Origin of the sequence: Bradyrhizobium sp. 1, assembly GCF_023073315.1 — a bacterium.
Classification (GTDB): domain Bacteria; phylum Pseudomonadota; class Alphaproteobacteria; order Rhizobiales; family Xanthobacteraceae; genus Bradyrhizobium.
In genome coordinates this window covers 353,927-379,609 of record NZ_JADPJH010000022.1, presented here as the reverse complement: position 1 = coordinate 379,609, position 25,683 = coordinate 353,927, and the positions used below count along the sequence as shown (strand labels likewise).

The following is a 25,683-nucleotide window of genomic DNA, read 5'->3' as shown; positions in this document are numbered from 1 at the left end:
GAACCCGGCATTCAATCCGGTGTTGTCGAACTATGGCTCAGAAACGCAGTACCGGACCGATGTCAGTTCAGCCTCATCGCATGTGGGCTGCTCTCCCGGTTGGCGAGAATGCGCCCGCGAAGAAGCCACGGTCGCGATCGAGGCTTTTGAACGCGAAGCGCGCCGGCTGGTTAAGGCAGCAGGCCCTTCGGATGCAACGTGCGTTGCTAGCCGGCAAGAATGATCGCAAGAGTTCCTGATAGGCCGATCTTCCGGTGTGCCGTTTGTTTGGGACCAGAAAACGTGAAGCTATTCCAGTGTCCGTCGTGTCGGCATCCCGTCTCGTTCGAGCACACCGCCTGCGCCAACTGTGGCACCCAGTTGGCGTTCGATCCTTCGTGCATCAACCTGACGAAACTCGCCTTCAATCAGGCCTGCCGCAACCGGGAGATCATTGGTTGTAACTGGTGTGTCGATGGCACGGACTGGTACTGCGACTCCTGTCGCCTCACGCGGACCATCCCGCATCTTGGCAGCACCAGGAACGTCATGCTTTGGCGGCGAGTGGAGCAAGCCAAGCGCCGTCTTCTCTACGATCTTCGCCGGCTGGGACTTCCGCTCGAATCCCGTGGTGGTGACCGTGTCGCATTCGATTTTCTCTCCGACGAGATCAATCCGATCCTGACGGGGCATCTGTCGGGCGTGATAACGCTCAATCTCGCAGAAGCCGACGATGTCGAACGCGAGGCCCGTCGTGTGGCGTTCCGGGAGCCGTACCGGACCCTGCTCGGGCACTTCCGGCACGAGATTGGACACTTCTACTGGGACCTGCTCGTCAACGGCACGACATTCCAGGCGCCGTTCAAGCTGATCTTCGGCGACGAGACGCAGGATTATCAGGCCGCGATCAGCGGCTACTACGGACGAACCGAGCGTTCATACGACCAAAGCGGCTTCATCAGCGAATACGCGACCTCCCATCCCTGGGAGGATTGGGCGGAAACATTCGCGCATTTTCTCCACATCCTGTCGACACTCGACTCACCTGCAGGTCTGCCGCTGTCGTTGGACGAGCGCGCACGGCAGACCTTAACGGATCCCTATCTGGAGAGCGACTTCGAGGCGCTGCTGGCATTGTGGACCCCTCTCGCCCGCGGCCTCAACGAGCTCAACCGCTCGCTCGGCATGAGCGACGCCTATCCGTTCGACATTTCGCCGGCGGTGCAAGGCAAACTGCACCTCGTGCACATGGCGATCAGCGCATTTCGCGATCAGCAGAAGCTCGCGGCGTAGAGGGTGTATCTTCGTCGGCACCCGGTGCCTCCGGTTTCAGGTAGCCGAGCAGGCAGCAGCAACACATCACGAGCCCGATGACCGGGAATTTCAAGGCGACCACGGCCGCGAGCGCGAAGATGCCAAGCGTCAGGATTGCACGGATGCGCATGAGCCGGCGCTCTCGCGGCGGCACCTCGCTGACCGGCGCGCGTCCGACCAGATCCCAGATCAGCGCGACATAGGTCGCGTTCACCAGGAAGAACACCGCGGCATAGAACGCGACCGGTTGCGGCGCGAGCTCGCTCACTGCCATCCAGGCGGTGGAGAGCGGCAGCAACGACACCGAGAACAGGTGCGCGAAGTTGAACCACATCAGCCGCGGCGTCGCCTCGCTGGCATAGCGCATCAGATGATGATGGTTGACCCAGACGATCGCGATGAAGACGTAGCTCACGGCGTAAGAGAGCCAGGTCGGCCACAGCGCCAGCAATGCCGCGAAGGTCGGGGTTTCGGGCGGGCGAAGCTCCAGCACCAGCACGGTAATCAGGACGGCGAACACGCCGTCGGAGAATGCGCTGAGCCGTTCCGGAGTCCGCCTCGCATGCGCCATGATGGTCGCCCCCTTGTCATTTGCATCATACCCATCGCGACTGCTGTTGTCCGATAGCGGCCAATTGAGGATGCCACGCGTCCGTTACGTCAGGAACGCCCGAATGCTGGCCGCGATCTCCCGCGCATGCGTCTCCAGCGCGAAATGGCCGGTGTCGAAGAACTGCACCACGGCATTGGGATTGTCGCGCTTGAACGCCTCGGCGCCGGGCGGAATGAAGAACGGATCGTTCTTGCCCCAGGCTGCGAGGAACGGCGGCTTGTGCGTGCGGAAATAGGTCTGGAAGGCGGGATAGAGCGCGACATTGCTCTTGTAGTCGCCGAACAGATCGAGCTGCACATCGTCGGAGCCTGGACGTGCGAGATAATAATTGTCGAGGTTCTGGCCATCCGGCGACACGGTCGTCGGATCGGGGACGCCATGGGTGTACTGCCAGCGCGTCGCATCGGGTGTGAGGAAGGCGCGCAGCGCCTCGCGATTCGCAGGCGAGGGGTCCTGCCAATAGGCCTTGATCGGAGTCCAGCCATCGCTGAGGCCGTCCTCATACGCGTTGCCGTTCTGCGAGATGATGGCGGTGATCCGCTCGGGATGGCTGAGCGCGAGTCGGAAGCCGGTCGGCGCGCCGTAGTCGAAGACGTAGACCGCGAAGCGGTCGAAGCCGATCACCTCGGTGAAGCGCTCGATGACGTGCGCAACATTGTCGAACGTGTAGCGGAAGGTTTCACGCGACGGCATGTCGGACTGGCCGAAGCCGGGAAGGTCCGGCGCCACGATGTGAAATTTGTCAGCCAGCAGCGGGATCAGGTCGCGGAACATGTGGCCCGCGCTCGGGAAGCCGTGCAGCAGCAGCAGCTTCGGTGCGCCGGCAAGGCCGGCCTCGCGATAAAACACCTTGAAGCCGTCGACGTCGGCCGTGCGATATCTTGTGGAGGTCATGACATTCTCCGTTGCTGGTCACTGCTGTGGTTGACTTGACGAGATGAGATCCGGTCGCGCGCTACTTGCCGCTCACGGCATGCAGCGCGTCGCGAATGATGTCGGCAACGGCCTTGGGGGCGGTGACGCTCGGGGTGTGATCGACGGCGAGCGTGCGGATGTTGGCCTTCATGCGCTCCGCCATGAAGCGCTGCGTCTCGGGTGCAATCATGCGGTCCTGCTCGGCAATCAGGAACCAGCTCGGGAGGTCCTTCCAGAGCGGCCGCCCGGCCGGGACGGTGATGCAATTACCGGAGATCGGCCGCTGCACGGCTGCAAGAACGGCACGATCCTCCGTTGAGGCGTTCTGTGCGAACGCCGTTGCGAAAGCGTCCTCAGGCAGCCAGATCAGGCCGTTGTCGTCAGGCGCAAGCTTTGGTGCCTGCCGGTGCGGGGGCAGGCGGTAGAATACGTCCGCAACCTTCTCGCCTTCGTCGGGAGCAAGCGCCGCCACATAGACCAGCGCCTTCACGCGTGCAGGGCGCGCGAGCGCAATGACCGCTCCGGCATAGGCGTGTCCCGCGAGGACGATCGGACCATCGGTACGATCCAGGCTCCGGTTGAGGGCTGCGACATCATCCGCAAGCGAGGTCAGCGGCAGCGGCGCCGCCTTCGCCTTGATCCCCTCGGCCGCAAGCGCCGTGACGACGCGCGCCCAGCTCGACCCGTCTGCCCACGCGCCGTGGGCCAGAATCACCGCGGCATCGCCCTTCGCCATCGTCACCTCCTTCATAACCTATTTGATCGACCTTATAAGGTTACGTCTTGGCGGCGTAACTTGTCAATATGCATTTTACAGGTTACGTAGAGGGCGTTTCCGGCTGGAGAGCCACACGTGCCAAACAGACCGCCTGCCATGTTCATTGCCGACTCGCTCGGTCTCGATTTCCTCAATTCGATCGCCACGCCGGTCGATACCCCGGTCGACTGGATCGACGACGGCGAAGGGCTGATCGATTGGCTGGCACAGGCGAAGTTGGTGCCCACGGAGAAGCTGGATGCGCTGAGCGCGCGCGCGAAGCCGGGTGAGTTGGACGAACTCGCCGATCAGGCGCGGGCCTTGCGCGAGTGGTTCAGGGAATTTGTTCGCAAGCATGCGGGCCGGCCGCTCACCTCGACGGCCCTGCAGGAGCTCGGTCCGCTGAACAGCCTGCTGGAGCAAGACGAGGTGTTCAGCCGGATCGAACCGCGGCACGACGACGGCAATCACGGCCTCGCGCTGCGGACGACGCGGCGCTGGCAATCACCCCATTCCCTGCTGTTGCCCATCGGTGAGGCGATGGCGAAGTTCGTCTGCGAGGAAGATTTTTCCGACGTGAAGGCGTGCGAGGGCCATGGCTGCACGATGCTGTTCGCCGATCACACCCGCCGGCGCGCGCGACGATGGTGCGCCATGGCGATTTGCGGCAATCGCGCCAAGCAGGCGGCGCATCGCAGCAGGCTCAAGAGCAGGCAGTGATCACGATGCGCTTGCCTAGCAGCCGCGGCAGATGCTGTTGAGCTTCTTCAGCACGCGCTCTTCTTCTTCGAGCGCCGCCTTCACGTAGGGGTCCTCGGCTCGCTTGCGGTCGCCGGCAAAGGCGTCGGCGCCGTTCGCGTGCATCCCGTGCCCGCTATGGCCAAATCCGCCGCCACCGAGGCCATGATGGCCGCCGCGTGCCTGCGTTGCTGCGGGCACAAGCATCAGCATGATTGTGGCGAAGACCACGGCGGAAAATCTCTGCACGGCGTATTCCGTCTCGGACATCGGTCGGAATGGCCTAAGATGGAAAGTCGCCAAGCCGCATCACGTCTGCGTAAGTGCGAGACCTTGTCACGGGGCTTTGATCCGGATCAGGTCTTTCTTTGACATCGCGCAATATCGATACGCATTGCGCAACATTGGCGCGCTGGTACGACGCCCCGGCAGGTTGCGGACATGGCGGCTCGGGCTTGACGAGAAGGCGACCGTCTTATCGCTTCCTGACCAGCTTGAGCGGACGACTGGCCTGATTGCGCGGCTTGTTCGCGGTGCCCTGCACTGCGGTCGGGCTCAGGAAGCGCTCCAGCATCGTCCTCAGATGCGCCACGCTCTGCTTGATATCCAGCTTCGGATTGCGGATCGGCATTGCGCGGGATCCGTCGACGAGGGCGATCAGGATGTTCGCCGTCGCCTCCGGGTCCAGTCCCGGATCGACCCGTCCCTGGCTTTGCGCCTGGCGTAGGAAATCGCTCCACATGCGGCGGACGGTCGCGGTGTGCCGTTCAATGACCTTGGCGAATTCCGGATTGCGCGCGGCCTCCGCGAGGCCATCCAGGTTGAGGATCTGGGCGGGACGAAACCGCAGGCTGGTTTCCTCGATGTCGGCGAGCAGCGCCTCGATCACGTCGGTGGCCGCGAGGATCTTTTCAAACCGCAGCGCCGTACGCGCGAGACCCATGTCGATCAACGTCTCGACGATCGCCAACTTGCTCGGGAAGTAGTGATAGAGGTGGCCCGGGCTGATCCCGGCCTCGGCGCAGATGTCCGTCGTGCTGGCGCCGCGGAAGCCGTCCCGGGTGAAGCAGCGTAGCGCGGCGCCGATGATCTCGCCGCGCTTCTGCTCATGCTTGACCGGGTCGACTTTCCTCAAAGCGCGCGTCTCCCATCCCCCTGACGCCTCATTTAGCACGGTCGTTCGCCTCGATAAAATCAAAATTAGAGAGTTCCATCTAATTATGTTGACGGGGTGCAGGGGGTGTGAGAGTGATTACTAGAGTGATCTATCTAACAATTAATCGGGCGTGAGTGGGACCATGCGCTTGCAACGGGCGGCCCTGATGTGCGTCACGTTCGCGCTCGGTGGGTGTGCGACTGCGCCGCTCGAACGAGCCGGTTCGCTCGGGAGCTACGACCGGATGTCGGACGCCAACGGGCTGGTCACCAAGTCCCAGATTCGCGTCAACAAGAAGGATCTGCTGGCGGCAAAGACCGTGCGGATCGCGACAACCGTCTTTCCCGCGCGCGGCGACGTCGCCCTGAATGAAAAGGAGCGCCGCCTGGTCGCGAACGCCATCAGCCGCGAACTGTGTCTCCGCCTGAGCGAACGCTTCCGGATCGTTGCCGCCGAAGACGACGCCGACCTCACGGTTCAGGCCACGGTGACTCATGCGACGCCGACCAGCCCGACCGCCTCGGGCACATCGAGAGCGCTGTCGCTTGCCAAGACCGTTGCCCTCCCCGGCGTGCCGGTGCCCGTGCCGAGGCTTCCGGTCGGGCTCGGCACTCTCTCGGTCGAGGCGGAAGCGCGCGACTTCGCCGGATTTCAGAAGGCCGCGATGCTCTGGGCGCGTGGCGCCAACTCCATCACGAATTCCGCGCGGATCGCGGACGAGGGCGATGCTTACGATCTGGCCGCCGATTTCGGCGCCGACTTCGCCAAGCTGGTGACGACAGGAGAATCTCCGTTCGGCGGCATGCCTGCGCTGCCTCCGATGGACACCATCCCCGTGCGGCTCGGCGGCGCGCCGAAATATGTCGCGTGCGAAGCATTCGGGCGGTTTCCGGGCCTGACCGGCATGGCGGGGCAGGGGCTCGGCCTGCCGCCTGCCTGGACGGATTCCGGTGCGAAGGCCAGTCCGGCACCGGCACCTGCGCCCGCGGTGAATTCAGAGCAGACGCTGACGCAATGAATTGGACGCGTTCCTGACTGCGTTCCTCGTGGCGTCCGTATTCGACATATTCGTAACCGACCAGAGTAGATGACATGCTGACATCCCGAACAATTGGTCTCTCCCAGCGCCCTCTGCGCGAAAGCGCCGCGCGCTCCGAAGCTCGCGCGAGCGCGGGGAGCGCTCCGCTGTTCACCGCCGACGAGACGTGGAGCCGAACCAACGTGGATCGGCGTGTCGCCGGCGAGAAGGATGACCCGATCCTCGAGCCCGGCTTCTGGATGACCGCCCTGATCGCGTTCCTGCCCACGGTCGCGGGCTGCTTCTATCTCTTCCTGACCCAGGGGTGAGGCGCGCGCATCGATCGCGGCGCCGAGGGTAAGCGATGCATTTACGATTTGAGCTGGCGCGAAGGTCGGCCTTCGTCTGCCGCAGACCCCTGCAAGCCTTGTCCGCTGTCTTGATACTCTTGCTGGCGGGGTGTGCGTCGAGCGCGAATCTGCCTCCGGCCTATCAGCCTGCGCGCGCACCGAGCACCAAGGCGGTGCAGGAGGGCGTCACAAAAGGGGCCACCGAGGCCAAGCTGACCGGGGGAATGGAGACAACCGCCGTCCGCCCTACCGACCACGGGCCGGGATCGTATTTCGTCTGCCTGAGGCAGCGCGGCCCTTCAGCCGGCGGACGCCCCGCCTATTCGGTCTTTTTCGACGATGATGCCTACAAGGGTATCCAGAGTTCGGTGATCTTCGATGCCTGCGAAGCCCAACCATGGGTTCCTTTCAATTAAATGGGGTTCCTTTCAATTAAATGGGTTCCGTTCGATTGATGCCGGGCTGCCGGCGGGCAGGCTACGGGGCCCCGATGGGGCGTCGTGGCCGGTTCCGTGCCCCAAAATCCACCCAATCGGTGGTCACTAAGCCCGCGGGGGAGGCGGCGGCCTCCCGTGGTGGGACTGCTGAACTGATGCTTGATCCAAGGCGAGTCGTCGCGCTGGCAGTGGTTGCGCTGCTCGCCCTGGGCACCGGCGTGGCCGTTGCCTCACCTGCCAAGTCGAAGCGCGCGGCGGTGGCGGCCACCGCGCCGCCTCCTGCTCCGCCGGCCGAGCCGCTGCCACCGCCAAAGATCTACCTGTTCCGCGGCGCCATGGGCCCGTTCTTCTCGACCGGCATGGACCGGCTCGAAGAGAAGCTGACGAAGGCCGGGTTCTCGGCCGACGTCAACGAATTCACCATCTGCCGGTGGATCGGCGATCGCGCCATCGCCAGCTACAAGGAAACGCCGGCGCCGATCGTGCTGATCGGCCATTCCATGGGCGGGTTGTGCTCGGTCATCATCTCCGAGATGGCGGCCAAGGAAAACATCCCGATCAGCCTCGTCATCACCATCGACCCCGCGCATGCGACCGACGACGTGCCGCTCAATGTCGAGCGCTTCATCAATATCTTCCTCTCCGACAGCGTGCTCGGTGGGGGCAATGTGGTGGCGTTGCCGGGCTATCGTGGCCACTATGCGAGCTACGATTTGAAGGAGAACTCGCGGGTCTCTCACATCAACATCGAGAAGTCCGACGACATCCATCGCCAGATCATCGAGATGGTGACGCAGCTGCCGCGCATTCAGCCGCAGGCTCAGGGCGACACCGTGCCGCTGCGCTATCTCGTGCCCGGGGATACGCTGGTCGAATTGTGGGATAGCGGCGTGCGGGTGCCGGTACGCCGGGGCGACACTATGGAAAGCATCGCCGCAGCCAATCGCGTGCCGGTCTGGACGCTCGCGCAGAGCAACTCGCTTGCCGAGAACGCGCCGCTCACGCCGGGCCAAACCATCATCGTCCCGCGCCACCTGACGCCGCCGGAGCCTGCCGCGGCGATGGCGACGCCGCCGTCTCCGCCGGCTGGACGGCGGTAAGCGGCCACGACGGGACACCATGGCCGGGACGGGCATCTGATGCCGTCCCGGGCCTGATCTTGTCATTCGCGCATCCGATGCCGGGGCAACCATCTCGATGCAGGTGTCGACAAGTTGGAGCGAGCCATGGCGGAAGCATGGCTCGCCGATCGATAGGGCGCGGTCAGAAGCATTTGAAACAATGCCCTTTCAGCCGCGTATTTGGCGGCGGGTCGACCATTTTCGGACCCGTGCATGACCAGGCGTCCTTCCGTCGTGCAAACACGCCACCGCCATGTCCTTCGGCCGCACCTTTTCAAGAACATTTCGAATGTCGGGAGGTCATCGGACATTCAATTAGCCGTGGCTGCTTGCTGTCAGGGGCGCGGTTGCGTTCTCGCTCGCCCTGTTGGGAGTGTGAAATGCGAGAGGAAACGTGAAGGCCGCGAGCTTCTCGATCGCGGAGCGTTCCTCAGCCAGGCGCCTCTCAATGAACCGCCGCTCGAACTCGGTCAGTTCGGTCTTGAGCAAACGCTGGTAGCGGCTGATGTTATTGCGGTGCGTGCGTAACAAGGCGAGCTCTGTATCAATCATCGTCGTAATCCCGTTGAGCGGTCGTTGCCTAGGCTGCGAGATCGGTCCGCGAGACGGATCTCCTGCGGACCGGCTTGCCACCCGGAGGCCCCTTTGGATGGTGGTCCAGTGTCGCGAGCGCTTCCAGAATTTCGTCGATGGTGATGGGCCTGTCTGAGCCCGGCAGTTCCCTCAGCGCCGGGTTCGAGGCAACGCTGGCTGCGTCCGAAGCCCAGGACGCGAGGATCGCCCGTTTCTCGCCGATCGACAGAGTTGCATCGGCGACGACGTCGCGGGGATGATCGTAGACAGAGCCGGGGTGCAGTATCGCTTTCAGGTCGATGATGTTGTCGGCATGATCGATCATGAGAGGTCCTCCTTCTCCTTTCGCTAAAACCTCTGGCTGCATTCGGGTACACGATCGAAGGCAATGGCCGATCCCGCCCGACGATCGGGCGAGATCACCAGGCCTCCGATAAACGAAATTCAGGCGGCTTTATCCTCGAGTTGATGCACGGTGCCGGACGGCGCGCCGTTGATGGCAATTCGCCGCGGTTTCATCGCTTCAGGGATTTCCCGGATCAGTTCGATCTTGAGCAGACCGTTCTCGAACGCTGCGCTGTGCACCTGAACATAGTCGGCCAGGTTGAACTGCCGCTTGAAGGCCCGCGCGGAAATGCCGTGGTAGAGATATTCGCGTTCGGCTTTGTCCGCCTTGTTTCCTTCGACGATCACCGCGTTCTGCTCGGCAGTCACCGAGATCTCGTCTGGGGAGAAGCCCGCAATCGCAAGCGAAATCCGATAGCGATCGTCGCCGACGCGTTCGATGTTGTAGGGGGGATAACTGTCCTCGCCGGCACGCTGTGCCGCATCCACGAGGTCGAAGAGGCGATCGAAGCCAATGGTCGAACGCCATAGCGGAGAGAAGTCGTAAGTGCGCATAGCCAGATCCTCCAAAGAGCAAAATGGATACGAGCGGCACCGGACACGACCGGTGCCCGTCTCAACCTTTCCCGACCCATCAGGCGTCGGGATTGCCACCTCACGGCGGCAACGGAAAAATAAAAAAAAGCCATTCTGGTTTCAAGAGGGAATCCAAAAAATTTTGGAAACCCCCCTCCGCCTTTCGGGAAGCAAGCGGAAGATCGCCTCCCGATCGTGATCGCAGTGCCGATGCCATCCACCCTCTAGGCGTTCGACCCGTGGATCGCGTCGATCACGGCATCTGTGACTTCCTTGGTCGTCGCCTTACCGCCGACATCAGGCGTCAGCACGCCGGCCGCGCAGACGCGCTCGACCGCCGCCATCAGCCGCAACGCCGCGTCCTTCTCGCCGAGATGCTCCAGCATCTGCGCGCCGGTCCAGAACGTCGCGACCGGATTGGCGATGCCCTTGCCGGTGATGTCGAAGGCCGAGCCGTGGATCGGTTCGAACATCGAGGGAAAGCGGCGCTGCGGATCGATGTTGCCGGTCGGTGCCACGCCGAGACTGCCCGCGAGAGCGCCGGCGAGGTCGGACAGGATGTCGGCATGGAGATTGGTCGCAACGATGGTGTCGAGGCTCTTCGGATGCAGCGTCATGCGCACCGTCATGGCATCGACCAGCATCTTGTCCCAGGTGACATCCGGGAATTCGTCGGCGACCTCGGCTGCGATCTCGTCCCACATCACCATGCCATGGCGCTGCGCGTTCGACTTGGTCACGACGGTGAGGAATTTGCGCGGGCGCGACTGCGCGAGCTGGAACGCATAGCGCATGATGCGGGTGACGCCGACGCGGGTGAACACAGCCACTTCGGTGCCGACTTCTTCCGGCAGGCCCCGGTGCGCGCGGCCGCCCATGCCGGCATATTCGCCTTCCGAGTTCTCGCGTACGATCACCCAGTCGAGATCGCCGATGCCGACATTGCGCAGCGGCGAGGCCACGCCCGGCAGAATCTTGGTCGGCCGCACGTTGGCGTATTGGTCAAAGCCCTGGCAGATCGGCAGACGCAGGCCCCACAGCGTGATGTGGTCGGGCACATCAGGCGCGCCGACCGCGCCGAAATAGATCGCGTCGAACTTCTTCAGCTCCGCGAGGCCATCGGCCGGCATCATCACGCCGTGCTTCTTGTAATAGTCCGAGCCCCAGTCGAACGTCTTGATGTTGAAGGCGAGGTCGCCGCTGCGTTTTGCCAGAGCCTCCAGCACGCGGACACCGGCGGTGATAACCTCGGGGCCGATGCCGTCGGCGGGAATGGCTGCGATCGAATGGGTGCGCATGAAGATGCTCCGTGTGAGATGTCAGTGGGATTGCGGGACGGGTTCGACCGGCGCGGTCTGCGCGCGCGACAATAGCAGGGTCAGGACCGCCGAGAGAACCAGCAGGCCGCTGACGAAGTAGAGCCCGCCGACAAAACTGCCGGTCTGGTCCTTGATCCAGCCGATCATCGCGGGACCGACGAAGCCGCCGAGATTGCCGATCGAGTTGATGGTGGCGATGCCGGCCGCGGCCGCGGGTCCCGACAGGAACAGCGTCGGCATGCTCCAGAGCGGCGGCTTTGCCGAGGAGATGCCGATATTCACGAGCGCCAGCGCGACCAGCACGGCGACGATGCCAGTCGCGAGTCCCGCATAGGCGAGGCCTGCGGCCGCGATCAGGCAGGCCCACACGACGTGCCAGGTGCGTTCGCCGGTACGGTCCGAATGCCGCGCCCACAGGATCATGGCGATCACGGCAGCGGTTGCCGGTAGCGCGTTGAGGAATCCGACCTGCAGCGAGGATAGGCCGAATTGCTTGATGATCTGCGGCGCCCAGACGCCGAGCGTGTAGAGCCCGGCCGAGGTGCCGAAATAGATCAGCGACAGCGCCAGCACGCGCGGATCGGCGAGGCCACGCCAGATGCTGTGGCTCGCGGTCGCGGCCTTGCTGGTGGTTTCCGCATACATGGTCTCGATCAGCCAGCGCCGCTCGTCATCAGCGAGCCATTTCGCCTTCTCCGGGCGGTCGGTCAGGAAGCCCAGCACGACGAAGCCGAGCAGCACGGCAGGCACCGCTTCCAGCACGAACAGCCATTGCCAGCCCTTGAAGCCGAGCAGGCCATCCATCTCCAGCAGCGCACCTGAGATTGGCGAACCCAGCACGGTCGAGAGCGGTGCTGCCGCCATGAACAGGGCGGTCACCGCGGCGCGCTGGCGTGCCGGGAACCAGTAGGAGAGATAGAGGATGATGCCGGGAAAGAAGCCGGCCTCGGCGACGCCGAGCAGGAAGCGCAGGATGTAGAAGCTGGTCGCGCCTTGCACGAACACCATGGCAGCGGACACGATGCCCCAACTGATCATCACCCGCGCGATCCAGATCCGCGCGCCGACCTTGTGCAGGATGATGTTGGAGGGGACCTCAAAGAGGAAATAGCCCCAGAAGAAGATGCCGGCGCCAAAACCGTAGACGGTCGGCGACAGGCCAATGTCCTTGTTCATCGTCAGCGAGGCGAATCCGATGTTGACGCGGTCGATGAAGGCCACGAAGTACAGCAGCATGATGAAGGGCACGATGCGCCAGGTGATCTTGCGCAGCACGCGCGTCTGAATCTCGCTCGCCACCCTGGCCTCCTGAATCCTGGTTTTTCGTTATGCAGCAGTGAGCCTAGGCGGAAGCGGGAGGTTCACTCAATTGGCGCTGGTTTATACAAAAAAATGATATAATCATCGCTGGGCGAGACAAGAGGACCCGGGATGGAATTGCATCAGCTTCGATGCTTCGTGGCGGCGGCCGAGCAGTTGCATTTCGGCCATGCGGCGCAGCAGCTCCAGATGCTGCCCTCCGCGCTCGGCCGGCAGATCAGGCTGCTGGAAGAAGACCTGGGCACGCGGCTGTTCGCACGGACGACGCGCGCGGTCTCGCTTACGGAAGACGGTACGACGCTATTGCGCGATGCCCGCGCGATCCTCGCCAAGGTCGAGGCGGTCGAGAGCAATCTGCGCAACCGCTCGCGCGCGGGCGCCGCGCGGCGGCTCCGGGTCGGCGCCATCGACAGCGCGGCGGCGGGGTTGCTGCCGCCGCTGCTGCGGGATTTTCGGGCAAAGCATCCGGAGATCGCAGTGCAGCTCCTCGAAGACAAGACCGTCCGGCTGCTTCCAAAAATCCTGACCGGCGCGCTCGATCTCGCTTTCGTCCGCCCGCCCGACAGTGCGGACAAGCGGCTCGAATTCCGCGAACTGCTCCAGGAGACCGCCATCGTGGCGTTTCCGCAGCGGCATGCGCTGGCCGAGCGCAAATCGATCGCGCTGGCGCAGATCGCCGACGAGGCGATGCTGGTGCCAGACCGCCGCTCACGGCCACACAGCCACGACCTCACGATCAAGCTGTTCGAGCAGGCCGGGCTGACGCCGCGCATCGTGCAGGTCGCCGACGAGAAGCAGACCATCATCCATCTGGTCGCAACGAAGCTCGGGGTTGCGATCGTGCCGCGCTGGACCACGCGGATGGCGGTGACCGGCGTGCGCTTCGTGCCGCTCCGGCCAAAGCAAAGCGGCCCGGTCGGCCGGCTGCCGCTCGCCGCAGCATGGCTGCGCGGCTCGCGCGATCCGGCCCGCGATGCCATACTGGCGGTGCTGGAGGCGCGCCTGCGCCGCTATGCACGGGAGGCGTGAGAGGTTATGACATTGGCTTGGGTAAAGGGTGCGATGCGATGACGGATCGGAAGGCTCAGAACGAATTGCGAGTGGCCATCGCGGGGCTGGGCTCGATCGGCAGCAAGATCGCAGCCGCGCTCGATCAAGGTATCGAAGGACTGACACTGTCCGCCGTCGCTGTGCGCGATCCCGCAAAACATCAGGCGTTTCTGGGCGGCCTGCGCTGCCCGCCGCAAATCATGCCGATCGATCAGCTCGGCGACGCCGCCGATATCGTGGTCGAATGCGCGCCGAGCAGCCAGCTGCGCGCGATCGTCGAGCCCGCGGTGAGGCGCGGCAGGGCCGCAGTCGTCGTCAGCGTCGGCGGGCTGCTCGACAATTTTGATCTCGTCGATCTCGCCCGCGCCAATGGCGGCCGCATCCTCGTGCCGACCGGCGCACTGATCGGGCTCGATGCCGTGAACGCTGCTGCTGTGGGCACTATTCATTCGGTGAAAATGGTCACGCGCAAGCCGATCGACGGGCTTAAGGGCGCGCCGTTCATCGTCGAGAACAACATCGACATCGACAAGCTGCGCGAGCCGCTGAAATTGTTCGAGGGCACAGCGCGCGAGGCCGCGAAGGGCTTTCCGGCCAATCTGAACGTCGCGGTGGCGTTGTCGCTCGCGGGCATCGGGCCCGACCGCACCATGGTGCAGATCTGGGCCGATCCGACCGTGACGCGCAACGTTCACCGCATCGAGGTCGAGGCGGATTCGGCGCGCTTCGCGATGTCGATCGAGAACATCCCGTCTGAAAATCCCAAGACCGGGTTGATCACGGCGCTATCCGTGATCGCGCTGCTCCGCAAGCAGCGCGCCACGCTGTGCGTCGGGACGTAATTCTTACGCCCCGGTGACGCGCCAAATCACGTTACCGACGTCGTCGGCCATCAGCAGCGACTTCTTGTCCGGGCCGATCACGACGCCGACCGGTCGGCCGTAGGATTCTTTCTCGTCCGGCGCGAGGAAGCCCGACAGGATGTCGCGACCGGGGCCGGAGGGCTTGCCGTTCTCGAACGGGATGAACACCAGCTTGTAGCCTGAGAGCGTGCTGCGATTCCACGAGCCGTGCTGGCCGATCACCATGCCGTCGGGGAAACCGGGCAGGGTCCCTGCGGGCATCCAGCACAGGCCGAGCGAAGCGGTGTGGCCGCCGAGCGCATAGTCCGGTTGAAGCGCCTTCGCGACCATCGCCGGATCCTGCGGCACGCGATCGTCCACCGTCTTGCCCCAGTAGCAATAGGGCCAGCCGTAGAAGCCGCCGTCGCGCACCGAAGTGAGATAGTCCGGCGGCGTCTCGTCGCCGAGCCCGTCGCGCTCGTTGACGACGGTCCAGAGCACGCCGGTCGTCGGCTCCCAGGCAAGGCCAACGGGATTGCGCAGGCCCGCGCCAAAAATACGGTGCGTGCCGGCGGCGAGGTCGAGTTCATACACCGCGGCGCGGCCTTCCTCGACCTCCATGCCCATTTCGGCGATGTTGCTGAGCGAGCCGACACCGGCATAGAGTTTTTTGCCGTCGGGGCTCGCGAGCAGGCTGCGCGTCCAGTGGCCGTTCGGCTTGAAAGTCGTGAGCCGCTTGCCTGGCGCAGTGATGCTGTCGGCATTGGCGACATAGGGGAAAGCCATCACGCCGTCAGTGTTGCCGACATAGAAGGTGTCGCCGATCAGCGCCATGCCGAACGGCTGGCTGAGGTTCTCCATGAAGGCGCCGCGAACTTCGGCAACGCCGTCACCGTCCTTGTCGCGCAGCAGCGTGATGCGGTTGGCGGAAACGCCGAGCGCCGCCGCGCGCCGCATCGTCGCCTGCATCGCGTAGTGAAACACCGACCTCGGCGCGCCCGCGATCTGCGTCGCCTCCGCGATCAGCACGTCGCCATTCGGCAGCACCTCGATCCAGCGCGGATGGTCGAGGCCGGCCGCAAACGCATTGACCTTGAGCCCGGGCGCAGCCGTCGGCTTCTGACCCTCGCTCCAGCCGCGCGCGGTCGGCATCTTCAGGGTGGGAAGGGCCCCTTGCGGCTTGGCTTCGGGAATGGCGGGCGCCTGGCCCCAGGCCGGCGCCGGCGTGGTGCCCGACAGCTTTCGCCATTGCAGCGCGACTCCGCCGACGAGCGCCACGAACTGCGCAAAGATGCTGGAAAAATTCATGAGAAGCCCCTGTTGAACTCGAAGGCACAGTCCAACGCTGGATCGCCCAAAGCCCCGCGCGGGCCAAGGCCTAATTCCTGCCTGATCGTTGACCTCTCCAGATCCACGATGGATGTCGTCATGCCCAGTTGCGCGCGCATCCAACTGGTTAGCGGTCAAAAGGTCAACCGGCTGGGAACTCGACCGACGCCTATTCCCTCGGAATGGCAGCCGATCAAATTTGCATGGGCAGAAATATCAGCGGCCAATCTGCCGCTCGACGCGCCGCGCCGCGCGAAAATCATCGAGATGATGGACGTTCGGCTTCAGCGCGGCCTCCCTGGACAGGAGATGATAGACCCGCGCGACGGTGCGCTGCTTCTGCTTCGGCCGTCCGGGCGGCAGCGCCCGCGCCTTGCGCACGGCGGCGATCGCGTGCTCGCGAAAATAATCGTAGGCGTCCGACATGGCTCGATGCTCTGCGGCGATTGCAGGTGTCGAGACGTTAACGGGCTGGCGCGGGGGCGGTTCCTGGCCGAATGTTCCGCGCTCACCGCGGCGACAGGAACGGGATGATCATCGGCACGCGGCGGCAGTACGCGCCGTAGGCGTCTTCGCCAAGCTCCTTCGACAAGAACACCTCTTCCATCCGGCCCTTCTGCCACATGCCGAGCGAGATCAGGATGGCGCCGAGGATCGTCGTCACCAGGCCGATCGCAACGCCGGTCACCAGCATGCCGAAGATCAGCCCGGTGTAGATCGGGTGGCGCACGATGCCATAGGGGCCGGTGTCGATGACGCGGTGGTCTTCCTTGTGGGTGATGGTGTTGGACCAGAACTTTCCGAGATGCAGCCGGCCCCACCATGCGAAGGCGATGCCGGCGACCGAAAGGACGGCGGCAACGGCGATGCCGGTGTTGCCGAGCACCCAGAGCGGCTTCCAGCCAAAGATCTCCGCAATAAAAGGCGTGTACAGGATGCCGCCGACTAGGATCGGCAGGCGATAGCGCTGCGACTCCAGCGTCATGACCTGCTTCTTGGTCTGCCCCTGCCAGAACGAGGCGCCGACCCAGCTGGCGAGAAAAGCGACCCAGATCAGAGCCAGGAGTTCGGTCGGCCACGTCGTGGTCCAGCCGCCCCAGGCGACAGAGAGAATCTTGCTGAAATCGAAGGACATGAAGGTTCTTTGCGTTGGGCGGCGGCGTCAGCTCGCGCGCGAGGACAGCGCGTGATGCTCGATGGCGCCGGAGGGCCGCTGGCCGTTGCGGGCGAGCAGATGGGTGATGGTCTCGCGCAAGACCGGTTCGATCGGGCGCGGCGAATAGCCGAGTTCGTTACGGGCCTTGCCGATCGAAAGATCGCTCGCGGCGAGCGCAATGCGCACGCCCTCGGCAGTGCCGTTGGGCGGACGGCGCGTGATGCGATCGGAGATGGATTCCAGCATGATTGCGGAGAGCTCGGCGATCCTGCCGGGCACGACGACCGGGAACTGCCGGCGGCCGCTCATCGCCGACATCATCCGCAGGATGTTGCCGAGCGGCACGCAGTCGCCACCGAGGATGTAGCGCTGGCCGAGGCGGCCGCGTTCCATGGTCAGCACCAGCCCCATCGCGACGTCGCGGACATCGACGAGATTGACCAGGAAGTTGAGATGCGGCTGCACCTTCTTCTGGAGGAAGTACCAGAGCATCGCCGTCGGCGGCGTCAGATTGTGGTCGGCGGCACCAATCGGCATGGTCGGCGTACCGATGACCAGAGGGAAGCCCGCGGCCGCGGCCTTCGCCGCAAAATGCTCGGCGAGCGACTTCGACCGCGTATAGGCGCCGGGCATCGCGTCGGCCGGCTGCAGGGCCTCCTCGGCGGCAGCGCCGCCCAGGTCCGAATAGGGGAACAGGATCGATTCCGTCGAGCAGTGCAGGAAGCGCGACACACCGTGCTTCATCGCGGCTCCGAGCACGATTTCGGTGCCGCGGCAATTGACGTCGTGAAAGTCCTGCTTGTTGGCGACCCACATGCCGGGCAGGCCGGCGAGGTGATAGACCTGATCGACGCCGGCAAGCGCGGCCTCGACCGCGGCACCGTCCAGCACCGAGCCGTAGGCATATTCAACGTCGGCATTCGCCGCAGCCGGCGGACGGACATCGAGAACGCGGACCCGCTGCCCGCGGGCGCGGAGCGCTTCTACGAGGTGATGTCCGATGAAACCGCTGCCACCGGTAACCAGTACGAGAGCCATGAAGAAGGTTTACTGTTTCGCTTCTGGAGCTATCGGGTTGAAAGGGAGTTGGCCGGAACAGGCGCCAGAATCGCGGCAAGGTCGCGACGGAAGCCCAGTGCAATGAACAATTTCGCCATGACAAACATCGGTCCAAGCAGGAAATGCGTGGGATGGTCCACCATCGACGGCTGCCGTTCCTCGAAAACCCTGTGACCGACGATCTGCGATGCGACGCCGAACCCGATCAGCACCGCAAAAATGGACCACATCATGACCATCGAGACCTGATTGCCGATCGCGGTTGCGACCGAAAGCAGCACGATCATCGCCGCGAGGATGCCGAGGCCGATCCCGGCGTCGAGCATCAGCCAGTAGACCAGCACCGGCAGGGCCAAAACCACCGCCAGGCTCACCTCGACCCCGAACACGGAGAAATGCACGAGGGTGAGCGGCAGCACGGCGCCGGTGAAGAGCAAGAGAATACCGGCCACGTGCATCGCGCAATTCCAGGGATCGCGATGATATTCGACGTAATCGGCCAGTTGGCGTTGGAAATAGCCAGCCATCTCGGTCTCGTGCAGCATGGGGGCGGGGAAGGACGAATAGAGGCTATAGCACCGGATAGGGCAGTGCACAAACCGGCGCTAGTGTCGCGCGAAACCGTGCTGTCGCGCTGTGAGACAGGTCACAAACGGTCAGAACTTCAAAGGGTTCCGTCAGACGCCGAGGCGTGTTCGCTCAATGCTTCCTGGCGGGCTTTTTCGCCGCGGGCGCGGGTGCCGCAGCCGGATGCGCGGGCGCCTCCTCGGGGACCTTGGCAAAGGTTGCGATTTGCAACTGGCTGTTGACGACCGAAGTCGGCTTCGCGCGGTCGAGAAACTGCTCCTCGCCGAGGCCGATCGGATGTAGCCGCTTGGTCGAAATCTTGAACGTGTTCACCAGCACGTCGCGGATCGCGTCGGCCCGGCGCTGGCTCAGGATCGCGTTGGCCTCACGCGTCTTCGTGTTGGATTCGACATGTCCGACGATCAGGAACGTGTAGGGCAGCAGCGAGGTATGAACCAGCGCGTCCGCGATGCGGCCGACGGTCTGGTAGGACGCCGGCTGGATGATCGGCGTATCGGCATCGAACTGGATCTGCGTGGTGAAGGTTGGCAGATTGGCCAGATCGGGTGCGATCGGCGGACGGTTCACCGGACCGGGATCGTTCTTGATCCTGGCCTTGGCGCGCTCCATCACCTGCGTCTTCAGCGCGGGAAGGTCGAGCTCGGCGGCCTCCTCGAAATGGTTGAGCTTGCCGACGATGTCGTCGCGGGTCGGCGGCGTGGTCTGCGCGCTTGCTGCGCCCGCGAGCAGGACCAGGCCAAGCGTGAAGGCGATTCTGGTCGCGCGCATCAGCGATACCCCGCGTCGTCGACGGCCTTCAGGCAGTTGTTGCTGATGCCCTTGGGCGTCGAGACCAGGCAGGGGATCGACTTGCTGGTCTCCTTGGTCGAGCCGCCGCAGACCTTGACGATCTCGCGCTGACAGGCGTTCGCCACGGTGACGCGCGCGGCGACGCGCTTCTGGATGGCATCGAACGCGCCGAGATAGTCGCTCTGGCACTGCTGGGACAGCACGTCGCGGTTGCGCGACAGGCATTCCTTCAGGCGGGTCGAGTCCGGGTTGACGCCGCGGCAATTGGCGACGATTTCCGCACCGCAGCTCTTGGCCAGCAGCCCGAGCGAATCGCCAAAGCTCATGGTCTCCGCCGCCGCAAGCGACGGCATCCCCAATGCCAGCAAGATCAGTGTGATGGAGCCCCGGACCATGGGGTTATCTGATACGGGGAAGTTCGCGGTGGTCAAGGGCTGTTCGGGCGAGAACTGTCGAAGGTCCGGCCAGTGCGGCGAACAGTCCTCACTCCTCGGCCTCAGTGAAGGGCGGCCATTCGATCAGGGCGACGGTGTATTTCCCCAAGTCGTCGGCAAACTCAGGATCGGCCTTAAGCTGGTCCAACGTTCGCGGCGGGGGAAGCTGCCGGCCGTCCTCGACAAGCTCCTGCGCATAGAGCGTGAGCGCTTCGGGTGCATTTTCCAGAGCCTCGTCGATGTCGTCGCCGCCGGACATGCAGCCGGGAAGGTCCGGAAACCACATGCCAACGGCTTCTTCCGGGCCATTGTCTTCGATGATAGCAACGTATTGGGCCATTTCAGGCCTCACGCCCGCTGCACGAAACTGTCCACGACCTTCTTCTCGCCGGCCTTGTCGAAATGGATGGTGAGCTTGTTGCCGTCGATCCTGGTGACGTGGCCGTAGCCGAATTTCTGGTGGAAGACGCGGTCGGAGAGCGCGAATTCCGAGGTCGTGCCGGTGGATTTGGCGACCAGCTCGCCCTCGATCGTCATCGGCCCGCGGCGGCGCGAGGAGAAGCTGCCGAAATCGGGTCCGGATGAGGATGAGGACGAGAACGTCGACGCCTGTTCCTCGAAGCCGCCGCTTCCGCCGCCATTGCGACCACCGCCCCGGTTGCGGTTGGCTTGCGCGCGCTGCCAGCCCGGCGTCGAATAAGTCGAGCCGAACGCCTCCATGTCGTCGAAGCGCGAGGCGCCGTAGCCGCCGGTGCCGCCCCAGGCCGAGCCGCCCTTGGATTCCGTGATCTCGACATTGGCCGCCGGCAATTCGTCGAGGAAACGCGAGGGGATCGTGGTCGTCCAGGTGCCATGGATGCGCCGGTTGGTCGCGAAATAGATTTTGGCGCGGCGGCGGGCGCGGGTGATGCCGACATGGCCGAGCCGGCGCTCTTCTTCCAGGCCGGCGCGGCCCTGTTCGTCCAGCGTGCGCTGGCTCGGGAACAGGCCTTCCTCCCAGCCGGGCAGGAACACGTTGTCGAATTCGAGACCCTTGGCCGAATGCAGCGTCATCAGCGACACCGCGTCCTCATCGGCGCCGCTGTCGCGGTCCATCACCAGCGAGATGTGCTCCAAAAACCCTTGCAGGTTTTCGAATTCTTCCATCGAGCGCACGAGTTCTTTCAAATTCTCCAGCCGGCCCGCGGCATCAGCCGAACGGTCCTTCTGCCACATCTCGGTGTAGCCGCTCTCGTCGAGCACGATCTGGGCGAGATCCGTGTGCGCGGTGACCTCGCGCTGGGCGCGCCAGCGGTCGAAATTGGCGACGACGTCGCGCAAGCTGCCGCGCGCTTTCGGCTTCAGCTCGTCGGTCTCGACCACGGCACGGGCGGCTTCGAAAAGTGGAATGCGGCGCTTGCGGGCGTGGTCGTGCAGCATCTGCACGGTGGCGTCGCCCAAGCCGCGCTTGGGCGTGTTGACGATGCGCTCGAAGGCGAGATCGTCGGCGGGCGAATTGATCACGCGCAGATACGCCAGCGCGTCGCGGATTTCGGCGCGCTCGTAGAAGCGCGGGCCGCCGATGACGCGATAGGGCAGGCCGAGCGTGACGAAACGGTCTTCGAATTCGCGCATCTGATAGGACGCGCGCACCAGGATCGCGACCTCGTTGAGCTTGTCGCCCTTGCGCTGGATCTGCTCGATCTCCTCGCCGATGCCGCGGGCTTCCTCTTCCGAATCCCACGAGCCCGTCACCGTGACCTTCTCGCCGTCATGGTCCTCGGTGCGCAGCGTCTTGCCGAGTCGGCCTTCATTGTGCGCGATCAGGTGCGAGGCGGCGGCGAGGATGTGGCCGGTCGAGCGGTAGTTGCGTTCGAGGCGGATGACTTTTGCACCGGGGAAATCGTGGTCGAAGCGCAGGATGTTATCGACCTCGGCGCCGCGCCACCCATAGATCGACTGGTCGTCGTCGCCGACGCAGCAGATGTTTTTGACAGGGGCTTTCTGCTCCCGCGCCGCGCTTGCGGGGAGAGGGGCTGTCTCCACGAGCTCAGCTTGTGGAGAGTCCTCCTCACCCGCATCGCTCAGGCGCGCAATTGCGCTGCCGGGCGATGCGACCTCTTCCCGCACGCGGGGCGAGGTGAAGGACGGAGCCGACGGCGCTTGCGACAGCAGCCGCAGCCACAGATACTGCGCGACGTTGGTGTCCTGATATTCGTCCACCAGGATGAATTTGAAGCGCTGCTGGTATTGCCGCAGGATATCCGGATGCTCGCGGAAGATCCGGATGTCTTCGAGCAGCAAATCGCCGAAATCAGCGGCGTTCAAGATCTTCAGCCGCTCCTGGTAGCTCGCATAGAGCTTGCCGCCCTTGCCGTTGGCGAAGACGGCGCCTTCGCCTGATGGCACCTGCGACGGCGTCAGGCCGCGGTTCTTCCAGCCGTCGATCAGGCCCGCCAGCATGCGCGCCGGCCAGCGCTTGTCGTCGATGTTGTCGGCCTGGAGCAACTGCTTGAGCAGACGAACCTGGTCGTCGGTGTCGAGCACGGTGAAGTTCGACTTGAGCTGCGCCAGTTCGGCGTGGGCGCGCAGGATGCGGCCGCCGATGGAGTGGAAGGTGCCGAGCCACGGCATGCCCTCGACCGCATGGCCGAGCATCTGGCCAAGCCGGTGCTTCATCTCGCGCGCGGCCTTGTTGGTGAAGGTCACCGACAGGATTTCGGCGGGCCGGGCGCGGCCCTGGCTCAGGATATGGGCGATGCGCGTGGTCAGCACCCGTGTCTTGCCGGTGCCGGCGCCGGCCAGCACCAGAACCGGGCCGTCCAGCGTCTCCACGGCCTCGCGCTGCTCCGGATTGAGCCCGGCCAGATATTTCGGGCCCACAGAGGCGCGCGCACGCGCGGCGATGCCGCCGGCAGCGGGCTGGTGGTCTGGGACGCTCTGGGACGTGATTTTGCTCGGCTCGGTCATGCGAATCATTGGCCCCACGATGGCACCGCGGGGTGGTGGAAGGGAGCCTTCTTAACAGGGATTGTTGCCTATATGGGGGCGCGATCAGGGGTTTTCCACGTACGCGGACGACCGATTTGTTCCTGATCGATGTGCGAATTTCCGGCGGCCGCGGGCAGGAACCAATGTTCCGCATTGGAGATTGTTTGAACAAGTGAGGCGCGCCAGCCGCGCCGATCGCAGACAGTCATCGAAATAGAGGTTTTGACCATGCTGAGCTGGGTTGCGACGTTTCTGGTTATCGCACTGATCGCCGGTATTCTGGGCTTTGGCGGCCTCGCCGGCGCATCGATCGAAATCGCCAAGATCATCTTCTTCGTCGCGATCGTCCTGTTCCTGGTCTCGGCCGTGGTCGGATTGGCCCGCGGCCGCAGGATCTAGCGGAGTCTATGATCGGTGCATGATCTTACCGGAAAACCGCTTCACACTTTTCCGGATCATGCACGCTTCGAGGGCATCGCCACGTTCCGGCCGATTCCCTCGGGCCGCGTCGCGGCGCTGTGGGCTTTGGTGACCGCAACGATGCGCTCCTGAACATCGGGCGGAAACGGCCCAACGCGCCGGGCCGTCATGTCCATGTGCAGCGACATGTTTTCCGAGGTGGCCGACAGCCAGCCCTCGGTCGCATGCCGCATCTCCTCGAACGTGTGCAGCCGCTTGTCGTCGGCCTCCAGCAGCCACACCAGAATCCGCACGGGATCGCCGAGATGGATTTCGCGCAGATAGCGGACATGGCATTCGGCGGTGAAGGTCGAGCCATGGCGCTCCTTCTTGTAGGCCGGCCCCATGCCGAGCTCGAGCCAGAGTTCGTCGATGGCGCGGTCGAACATCACGTTGTAATAGGCCATGTTGAGATGGCCGTTATAGTCGATCCATTGCGGCTCGATCTGCATGATCGAGGACCGGAACGGCTCGACCTTGGTTGCTGCGGCAGCGGTCTCCGGCATGTTTCATTCCCTGCTATGCGTCCGGTCGCTTGACTTGACCGGTTAGATGTCCTTTGCCACGGTTCATCTCGTCGGGAGGAGTTTCCGTGGGCACCACCATCACCAATAATCCGCCGCGGCCGGCGCCGAAAGCCCTCGCGAGCGCGCTGGAGCAGCTTGCCGCACGCTTCGGCAACCGGCTCATCACCTCGCAGGCCGTCCGCGAGCAGCACGGCCATACCACCACGTGGATCGTCAACCAGCCGCCTGATGGCGTGGTGATGGCGCAGGACACTGCCGACATCCAGGACGTGGTGCGGATCTGCGCCAAGAACGGCGTGCCCGTCATCGCCTTCGGCACCGGCACCTCGCTCGAGGGCCAGGTCAACGCGCCCGCCGGCGGCATCTGCATCGATTTGCGCGACATGAACAAGGTGCTCGCGGTACATGCCGAGGACCTCGACTGCGTGATCCAGTCCGGCGTCACCCGCAAGGCGCTCAACGAGCATCTGCGCGACCAGGGCCTGTTCTTCCCGATCGATCCCGGCGCGGACGCTTCGCTTGGCGGCATGGCCTCGACCCGCGCCTCCGGCACCAACGCGGTCCGCTACGGTACCATGCGCGACAGCGTGATCGCGCTGAAAGTCGTGCGCGGCGACGGCGAGATCATCACCACGGGCACACGCGCCAAGAAATCGTCTGCGGGCTACGACCTGACGCATCTGTTCGTCGGCGCCGAGGGTACGCTTGGCATCATCTCGGAACTGACCATTCGGCTGCGCGGCATCCCCGACACGATCGCGGCCGGCGCGGTGTCGTTCGAGACCGTGCAGGGGGCGTGTCAGGCCGTGATCCTGGCGATCCAGACCGGCATTCCCGTGGCGCGCATCGAGCTGCTCAATGCTGCGCAGGTGAAGGCCTGCAATGCCTATTCGAAGCTGACTCTGCCGGAGACGCCGCTGCTGCTGATGGAATTCCACGGCAGCGAGATCGAGGTCGCCGAACAGTCGAAGGCGTTCGGCGAAATCGCCAAGGAGTACGGCGGCGGCGATTTCTCCTGGACCACCAAGCCGGAGGATCGCACAAAACTGTGGCAGGCGCGGCACGACGCCTATTGGTCCGTCAAGGCGCTGCGCCCCGGCGACAGCATCGGCGTGGTCGCGACCGACGTCTGCGTGCCGATCTCGCGTCTGGCTGATTGCGTCAACGAGACCGAGGAAGACCTCAAGCGTCTCAATCTGTTATCGCCAATCGTCGGCCATGTCGGCGACGGCAATTTCCACTGCTCGCTGGTCTGCGACACCAACGATGCCGACGAGATGGCGCGCGGCGAGGAGTTCATGCATCGCCTGGTCGAGCGCGCCCAGGCGATGGACGGCACCTGCACCGGCGAGCACGGCATCGGCCAGGGCAAGCAGAAATATCTCAAGGCTGAGCTCGGCCCCGAAGCGATCGATGCGATGCGGGCGTTGAAAAAGGCGCTCGATCCGCAAAACATCTTCAATCCCGGCAAGATCGTGCCGGAGGCATAGCGCGCGAGGTCGCCGCCGTTTATGCTCGCTCCATCAGACGGAGCGGGCAATGCGCTGGTTCGCGCGCAAGACGCGACACGACATCTGGGACGAGGCCATCGAAGGACCGCTCGGCGACATCGAAGCCGCCGAGCGCATCCGCGCGATCTGCGAGGCCGCGGCCGCAAGCGCGGCCGCCTGCAATGACAAGCGCGAAAATGAGCGCTACGAGCGCGCGGCAAAAGTCGCGATGGAAATCGCGATGAAGATCTCCGACGCGCTGATGCGCGACGACGCGGTGCGTCGCATCGTCGATCTCTGCATGAAGGCGGACGACCTCAAGACCGCGCAAATCCTGTTCCGCGCGATCCATGCGAGCTGGATCCGCGAGACGATCCAGCGCGATCACCCGACGCTGGCGCAGTGAACGCTGATTGCAACCGCAGTGAAGGTGCGCTCCCTCCCCCCGCTTGCGGGGGA

General features: G+C 64.2%; 31 protein-coding genes. 11 read left to right on the top strand and 20 right to left on the bottom strand.

Features of this window, described 5'->3' with window-relative positions:
* The first annotated feature begins 219 nt into the window (after positions 1-219).
* Complete coding sequence (locus IVB29_RS18510; protein WP_247504803.1) at positions 220-1,272, top strand: putative zinc-binding metallopeptidase; 1,053 nt, start codon at positions 220-222, stop codon at positions 1,270-1,272.
* On the opposite strand, the gene IVB29_RS18505 is transcribed toward IVB29_RS18510, so the two are convergent.
* The 3 genes from IVB29_RS18505 to IVB29_RS18495 form a co-directional block, all read right to left on the bottom strand.
* Entirely contained in the window at positions 1,235-1,864 is a 630-nt protein-coding gene (locus IVB29_RS18505; protein ID WP_247504802.1) for a TMEM175 family protein, read from the bottom strand. The genes IVB29_RS18510 and IVB29_RS18505 overlap by 38 nt on opposite strands.
* 84 nt (positions 1,865-1,948) lie before the next feature.
* Positions 1,949-2,800, bottom strand: coding sequence for an alpha/beta hydrolase (locus tag IVB29_RS18500; RefSeq protein WP_247504801.1), 852 nt, complete (start codon positions 2,798-2,800; stop codon positions 1,949-1,951).
* A gap of 61 nt (positions 2,801-2,861) precedes the next feature.
* Entirely contained in the window at positions 2,862-3,557 is a 696-nt protein-coding gene (locus tag IVB29_RS18495; protein WP_247504800.1) for an alpha/beta hydrolase, read from the bottom strand.
* Positions 3,558-3,695: 138 nt separating this feature from the next.
* Here IVB29_RS18495 and IVB29_RS18490 point away from each other — a divergent pair, with 138 nt between their 5' ends.
* Entirely contained in the window at positions 3,696-4,298 is a 603-nt protein-coding gene (locus tag IVB29_RS18490) for an ABATE domain-containing protein (protein ID WP_247505135.1), read from the top strand.
* Positions 4,299-4,313: 15 nt separating this feature from the next.
* Here IVB29_RS18490 and IVB29_RS18485 read toward each other — a convergent pair whose 3' ends face one another.
* Both IVB29_RS18485 and IVB29_RS18480 read right to left on the bottom strand, forming a co-directional pair.
* Positions 4,314-4,565, bottom strand: coding sequence for a hypothetical protein (locus IVB29_RS18485; protein WP_247504799.1), 252 nt, complete (start codon positions 4,563-4,565; stop codon positions 4,314-4,316).
* A 226-nt stretch (positions 4,566-4,791) separates the two neighbouring features.
* Positions 4,792-5,451: a TetR/AcrR family transcriptional regulator gene (locus tag IVB29_RS18480; protein WP_247505134.1), complete on the bottom strand. Its 660-nt coding sequence runs from the start codon at positions 5,449-5,451 to the stop codon at positions 4,792-4,794.
* A gap of 163 nt (positions 5,452-5,614) precedes the next feature.
* Between IVB29_RS18480 and IVB29_RS18475 the strand changes: the two genes are divergently transcribed.
* From IVB29_RS18475 to IVB29_RS18460, 4 genes are all read left to right on the top strand, one after another.
* Positions 5,615-6,490 (top strand): DUF3313 domain-containing protein, encoded by an 876-nt coding sequence (locus IVB29_RS18475; RefSeq protein ID WP_247504798.1) that lies wholly within the window; start codon positions 5,615-5,617, stop codon positions 6,488-6,490.
* A 74-nt stretch (positions 6,491-6,564) separates the two neighbouring features.
* Positions 6,565-6,819 (top strand): hypothetical protein, encoded by a 255-nt coding sequence (locus tag IVB29_RS18470; RefSeq protein WP_247504797.1) that lies wholly within the window; start codon positions 6,565-6,567, stop codon positions 6,817-6,819.
* Positions 6,820-6,854: 35 nt separating this feature from the next.
* Complete coding sequence (locus tag IVB29_RS18465) at positions 6,855-7,256, top strand: hypothetical protein (protein ID WP_247504796.1); 402 nt, start codon at positions 6,855-6,857, stop codon at positions 7,254-7,256.
* Between the two features lie 176 nt (positions 7,257-7,432).
* A complete protein-coding gene (locus tag IVB29_RS18460; protein WP_247504795.1) occupies positions 7,433-8,377 on the top strand; it encodes a LysM peptidoglycan-binding domain-containing protein in 945 nt (314 codons plus the stop codon).
* 336 nt (positions 8,378-8,713) lie between these two features.
* Here the strand turns inward: IVB29_RS18460 and IVB29_RS18455 are convergent, their stop codons facing one another.
* The 5 genes from IVB29_RS18455 to IVB29_RS18435 all read right to left on the bottom strand — a co-directional run bounded on the left by IVB29_RS18455 (position 8,714) and on the right by IVB29_RS18435 (position 12,510).
* Positions 8,714-8,950 (bottom strand): hypothetical protein, encoded by a 237-nt coding sequence (locus tag IVB29_RS18455; RefSeq protein ID WP_247504794.1) that lies wholly within the window; start codon positions 8,948-8,950, stop codon positions 8,714-8,716.
* A 28-nt stretch (positions 8,951-8,978) separates the two neighbouring features.
* Positions 8,979-9,296 carry a hypothetical protein gene (locus IVB29_RS18450; RefSeq protein WP_247504793.1) on the bottom strand — a complete coding sequence of 106 codons (318 nt, stop codon included), beginning with the start codon at positions 9,294-9,296 and terminating at the stop codon, positions 8,979-8,981.
* Between the two features lie 119 nt (positions 9,297-9,415).
* Positions 9,416-9,871: an Hsp20 family protein gene (locus IVB29_RS18445; RefSeq protein ID WP_247504792.1), complete on the bottom strand. Its 456-nt coding sequence runs from the start codon at positions 9,869-9,871 to the stop codon at positions 9,416-9,418.
* 245 nt (positions 9,872-10,116) lie between these two features.
* Positions 10,117-11,190, bottom strand: a complete 1,074-nt coding sequence (locus IVB29_RS18440; RefSeq protein WP_247504791.1) for a tartrate dehydrogenase — start codon at positions 11,188-11,190, stop codon at positions 10,117-10,119.
* A gap of 21 nt (positions 11,191-11,211) precedes the next feature.
* Complete coding sequence (locus IVB29_RS18435; protein ID WP_247504790.1) at positions 11,212-12,510, bottom strand: MFS transporter; 1,299 nt, start codon at positions 12,508-12,510, stop codon at positions 11,212-11,214.
* A 132-nt stretch (positions 12,511-12,642) separates the two neighbouring features.
* On the opposite strand from IVB29_RS18435, the gene IVB29_RS18430 reads away from it, so the two are divergent.
* On the top strand, positions 12,643-13,560 hold the full coding sequence (locus IVB29_RS18430) for a LysR family transcriptional regulator (protein WP_247504789.1): 918 nt from the start codon (positions 12,643-12,645) through the stop codon (positions 13,558-13,560).
* Between the two features lie 38 nt (positions 13,561-13,598).
* Positions 13,599-14,423: an aspartate dehydrogenase gene (locus IVB29_RS18425; protein WP_247504788.1), complete on the top strand. Its 825-nt coding sequence runs from the start codon at positions 13,599-13,601 to the stop codon at positions 14,421-14,423.
* 3 nt (positions 14,424-14,426) lie between these two features.
* Here the strand turns inward: IVB29_RS18425 and IVB29_RS18420 are convergent, their stop codons facing one another.
* The 9 genes from IVB29_RS18420 to IVB29_RS18380 all read right to left on the bottom strand — a co-directional run bounded on the left by IVB29_RS18420 (position 14,427) and on the right by IVB29_RS18380 (position 22,736).
* Complete coding sequence (locus IVB29_RS18420; RefSeq protein ID WP_247504787.1) at positions 14,427-15,731, bottom strand: sorbosone dehydrogenase family protein; 1,305 nt, start codon at positions 15,729-15,731, stop codon at positions 14,427-14,429.
* A gap of 237 nt (positions 15,732-15,968) precedes the next feature.
* Positions 15,969-16,178 (bottom strand): hypothetical protein, encoded by a 210-nt coding sequence (locus tag IVB29_RS18415; protein WP_247504786.1) that lies wholly within the window; start codon positions 16,176-16,178, stop codon positions 15,969-15,971.
* A gap of 82 nt (positions 16,179-16,260) precedes the next feature.
* Positions 16,261-16,887, bottom strand: a complete 627-nt coding sequence (locus IVB29_RS18410; protein WP_247504785.1) for an isoprenylcysteine carboxylmethyltransferase family protein — start codon at positions 16,885-16,887, stop codon at positions 16,261-16,263.
* Positions 16,888-16,914: 27 nt separating this feature from the next.
* Positions 16,915-17,946, bottom strand: coding sequence for an NAD-dependent epimerase/dehydratase family protein (locus IVB29_RS18405; RefSeq protein WP_247504784.1), 1,032 nt, complete (start codon positions 17,944-17,946; stop codon positions 16,915-16,917).
* 29 nt (positions 17,947-17,975) lie between these two features.
* Positions 17,976-18,512, bottom strand: a complete 537-nt coding sequence (locus IVB29_RS18400; protein WP_346731292.1) for an Mpo1-like protein — start codon at positions 18,510-18,512, stop codon at positions 17,976-17,978.
* A 154-nt stretch (positions 18,513-18,666) separates the two neighbouring features.
* Positions 18,667-19,323, bottom strand: a complete 657-nt coding sequence (locus IVB29_RS18395; protein WP_247504782.1) for an OmpA family protein — start codon at positions 19,321-19,323, stop codon at positions 18,667-18,669.
* Entirely contained in the window at positions 19,323-19,739 is a 417-nt protein-coding gene (locus IVB29_RS18390) for a hypothetical protein (RefSeq protein ID WP_247504781.1), read from the bottom strand. The genes IVB29_RS18395 and IVB29_RS18390 overlap by 1 nt, the downstream gene beginning before the upstream one ends.
* Positions 19,740-19,827: 88 nt before the next feature.
* Positions 19,828-20,118 (bottom strand): type II toxin-antitoxin system HicB family antitoxin, encoded by a 291-nt coding sequence (locus IVB29_RS18385; protein ID WP_247504780.1) that lies wholly within the window; start codon positions 20,116-20,118, stop codon positions 19,828-19,830.
* An 8-nt stretch (positions 20,119-20,126) separates the two neighbouring features.
* A complete protein-coding gene (locus IVB29_RS18380) occupies positions 20,127-22,736 on the bottom strand; it encodes a UvrD-helicase domain-containing protein (RefSeq protein WP_247504779.1) in 2,610 nt (869 codons plus the stop codon).
* Between the two features lie 240 nt (positions 22,737-22,976).
* On the opposite strand from IVB29_RS18380, the gene IVB29_RS18375 reads away from it, so the two are divergent.
* Complete coding sequence (locus IVB29_RS18375; protein WP_247504778.1) at positions 22,977-23,147, top strand: DUF1328 domain-containing protein; 171 nt, start codon at positions 22,977-22,979, stop codon at positions 23,145-23,147.
* A gap of 56 nt (positions 23,148-23,203) precedes the next feature.
* Here IVB29_RS18375 and IVB29_RS18370 read toward each other — a convergent pair whose 3' ends face one another.
* Entirely contained in the window at positions 23,204-23,713 is a 510-nt protein-coding gene (locus IVB29_RS18370) for a thioesterase family protein (protein ID WP_247504777.1), read from the bottom strand.
* Positions 23,714-23,799: 86 nt separating this feature from the next.
* Between IVB29_RS18370 and IVB29_RS18365 the strand changes: the two genes are divergently transcribed.
* Together IVB29_RS18365 and IVB29_RS18360 are read left to right on the top strand one after the other, a co-directional pair.
* Complete coding sequence (locus IVB29_RS18365; protein ID WP_247504776.1) at positions 23,800-25,224, top strand: FAD-linked oxidase C-terminal domain-containing protein; 1,425 nt, start codon at positions 23,800-23,802, stop codon at positions 25,222-25,224.
* A gap of 49 nt (positions 25,225-25,273) precedes the next feature.
* The gene (locus IVB29_RS18360) at positions 25,274-25,630 is read left to right on the top strand and encodes a hypothetical protein (RefSeq protein WP_247504775.1); all 357 of its coding nucleotides are present in this window, start codon (positions 25,274-25,276) and stop codon (positions 25,628-25,630) included.
* Positions 25,631-25,683 lie beyond the last annotated feature (53 nt).

Bases quoted from the DNA above. Each gene is read 5' to 3' on its own strand.
- IVB29_RS18510 (WP_247504803.1), top strand. From the start codon at position 220: ATGATCGCAAGAGTTCCTGATAGGCCGATCTTCCGGTGTGCCGTTTGT.
- IVB29_RS18505 (WP_247504802.1), bottom strand. From the start codon at position 1,864: ATGGCGCATGCGAGGCGGACTCCGGAACGGCTCAGCGCATTCTCCGAC.
- IVB29_RS18500 (WP_247504801.1), bottom strand. From the start codon at position 2,800: ATGACCTCCACAAGATATCGCACGGCCGACGTCGACGGCTTCAAGGTG.
- IVB29_RS18495 (WP_247504800.1), bottom strand. From the start codon at position 3,557: ATGGCGAAGGGCGATGCCGCGGTGATTCTGGCCCACGGCGCGTGGGCA.
- IVB29_RS18490 (WP_247505135.1), top strand. From the start codon at position 3,696: ATGTTCATTGCCGACTCGCTCGGTCTCGATTTCCTCAATTCGATCGCC.
- IVB29_RS18475 (WP_247504798.1), top strand. From the start codon at position 5,615: ATGCGCTTGCAACGGGCGGCCCTGATGTGCGTCACGTTCGCGCTCGGT.
- IVB29_RS18470 (WP_247504797.1), top strand. From the start codon at position 6,565: ATGCTGACATCCCGAACAATTGGTCTCTCCCAGCGCCCTCTGCGCGAA.
- IVB29_RS18465 (WP_247504796.1), top strand. From the start codon at position 6,855: ATGCATTTACGATTTGAGCTGGCGCGAAGGTCGGCCTTCGTCTGCCGC.
- IVB29_RS18460 (WP_247504795.1), top strand. From the start codon at position 7,433: ATGCTTGATCCAAGGCGAGTCGTCGCGCTGGCAGTGGTTGCGCTGCTC.
- IVB29_RS18455 (WP_247504794.1), bottom strand. From the start codon at position 8,950: ATGATTGATACAGAGCTCGCCTTGTTACGCACGCACCGCAATAACATC.
- IVB29_RS18450 (WP_247504793.1), bottom strand. From the start codon at position 9,296: ATGATCGATCATGCCGACAACATCATCGACCTGAAAGCGATACTGCAC.
- IVB29_RS18445 (WP_247504792.1), bottom strand. From the start codon at position 9,871: ATGCGCACTTACGACTTCTCTCCGCTATGGCGTTCGACCATTGGCTTC.
- IVB29_RS18440 (WP_247504791.1), bottom strand. From the start codon at position 11,190: ATGCGCACCCATTCGATCGCAGCCATTCCCGCCGACGGCATCGGCCCC.
- IVB29_RS18430 (WP_247504789.1), top strand. From the start codon at position 12,643: ATGGAATTGCATCAGCTTCGATGCTTCGTGGCGGCGGCCGAGCAGTTG.
- IVB29_RS18425 (WP_247504788.1), top strand. From the start codon at position 13,599: ATGACGGATCGGAAGGCTCAGAACGAATTGCGAGTGGCCATCGCGGGG.
- IVB29_RS18420 (WP_247504787.1), bottom strand. From the start codon at position 15,731: ATGAATTTTTCCAGCATCTTTGCGCAGTTCGTGGCGCTCGTCGGCGGA.
- IVB29_RS18415 (WP_247504786.1), bottom strand. From the start codon at position 16,178: ATGTCGGACGCCTACGATTATTTTCGCGAGCACGCGATCGCCGCCGTG.
- IVB29_RS18410 (WP_247504785.1), bottom strand. From the start codon at position 16,887: ATGTCCTTCGATTTCAGCAAGATTCTCTCTGTCGCCTGGGGCGGCTGG.
- IVB29_RS18405 (WP_247504784.1), bottom strand. From the start codon at position 17,946: ATGGCTCTCGTACTGGTTACCGGTGGCAGCGGTTTCATCGGACATCAC.
- IVB29_RS18400 (WP_346731292.1), bottom strand. From the start codon at position 18,512: ATGCTGCACGAGACCGAGATGGCTGGCTATTTCCAACGCCAACTGGCC.
- IVB29_RS18395 (WP_247504782.1), bottom strand. From the start codon at position 19,323: ATGCGCGCGACCAGAATCGCCTTCACGCTTGGCCTGGTCCTGCTCGCG.
- IVB29_RS18390 (WP_247504781.1), bottom strand. From the start codon at position 19,739: ATGGTCCGGGGCTCCATCACACTGATCTTGCTGGCATTGGGGATGCCG.
- IVB29_RS18385 (WP_247504780.1), bottom strand. From the start codon at position 20,118: ATGGCCCAATACGTTGCTATCATCGAAGACAATGGCCCGGAAGAAGCC.
- IVB29_RS18380 (WP_247504779.1), bottom strand. From the start codon at position 22,736: ATGATTCGCATGACCGAGCCGAGCAAAATCACGTCCCAGAGCGTCCCA.
- IVB29_RS18375 (WP_247504778.1), top strand. From the start codon at position 22,977: ATGCTGAGCTGGGTTGCGACGTTTCTGGTTATCGCACTGATCGCCGGT.
- IVB29_RS18370 (WP_247504777.1), bottom strand. From the start codon at position 23,713: ATGCCGGAGACCGCTGCCGCAGCAACCAAGGTCGAGCCGTTCCGGTCC.
- IVB29_RS18360 (WP_247504775.1), top strand. From the start codon at position 25,274: ATGCGCTGGTTCGCGCGCAAGACGCGACACGACATCTGGGACGAGGCC.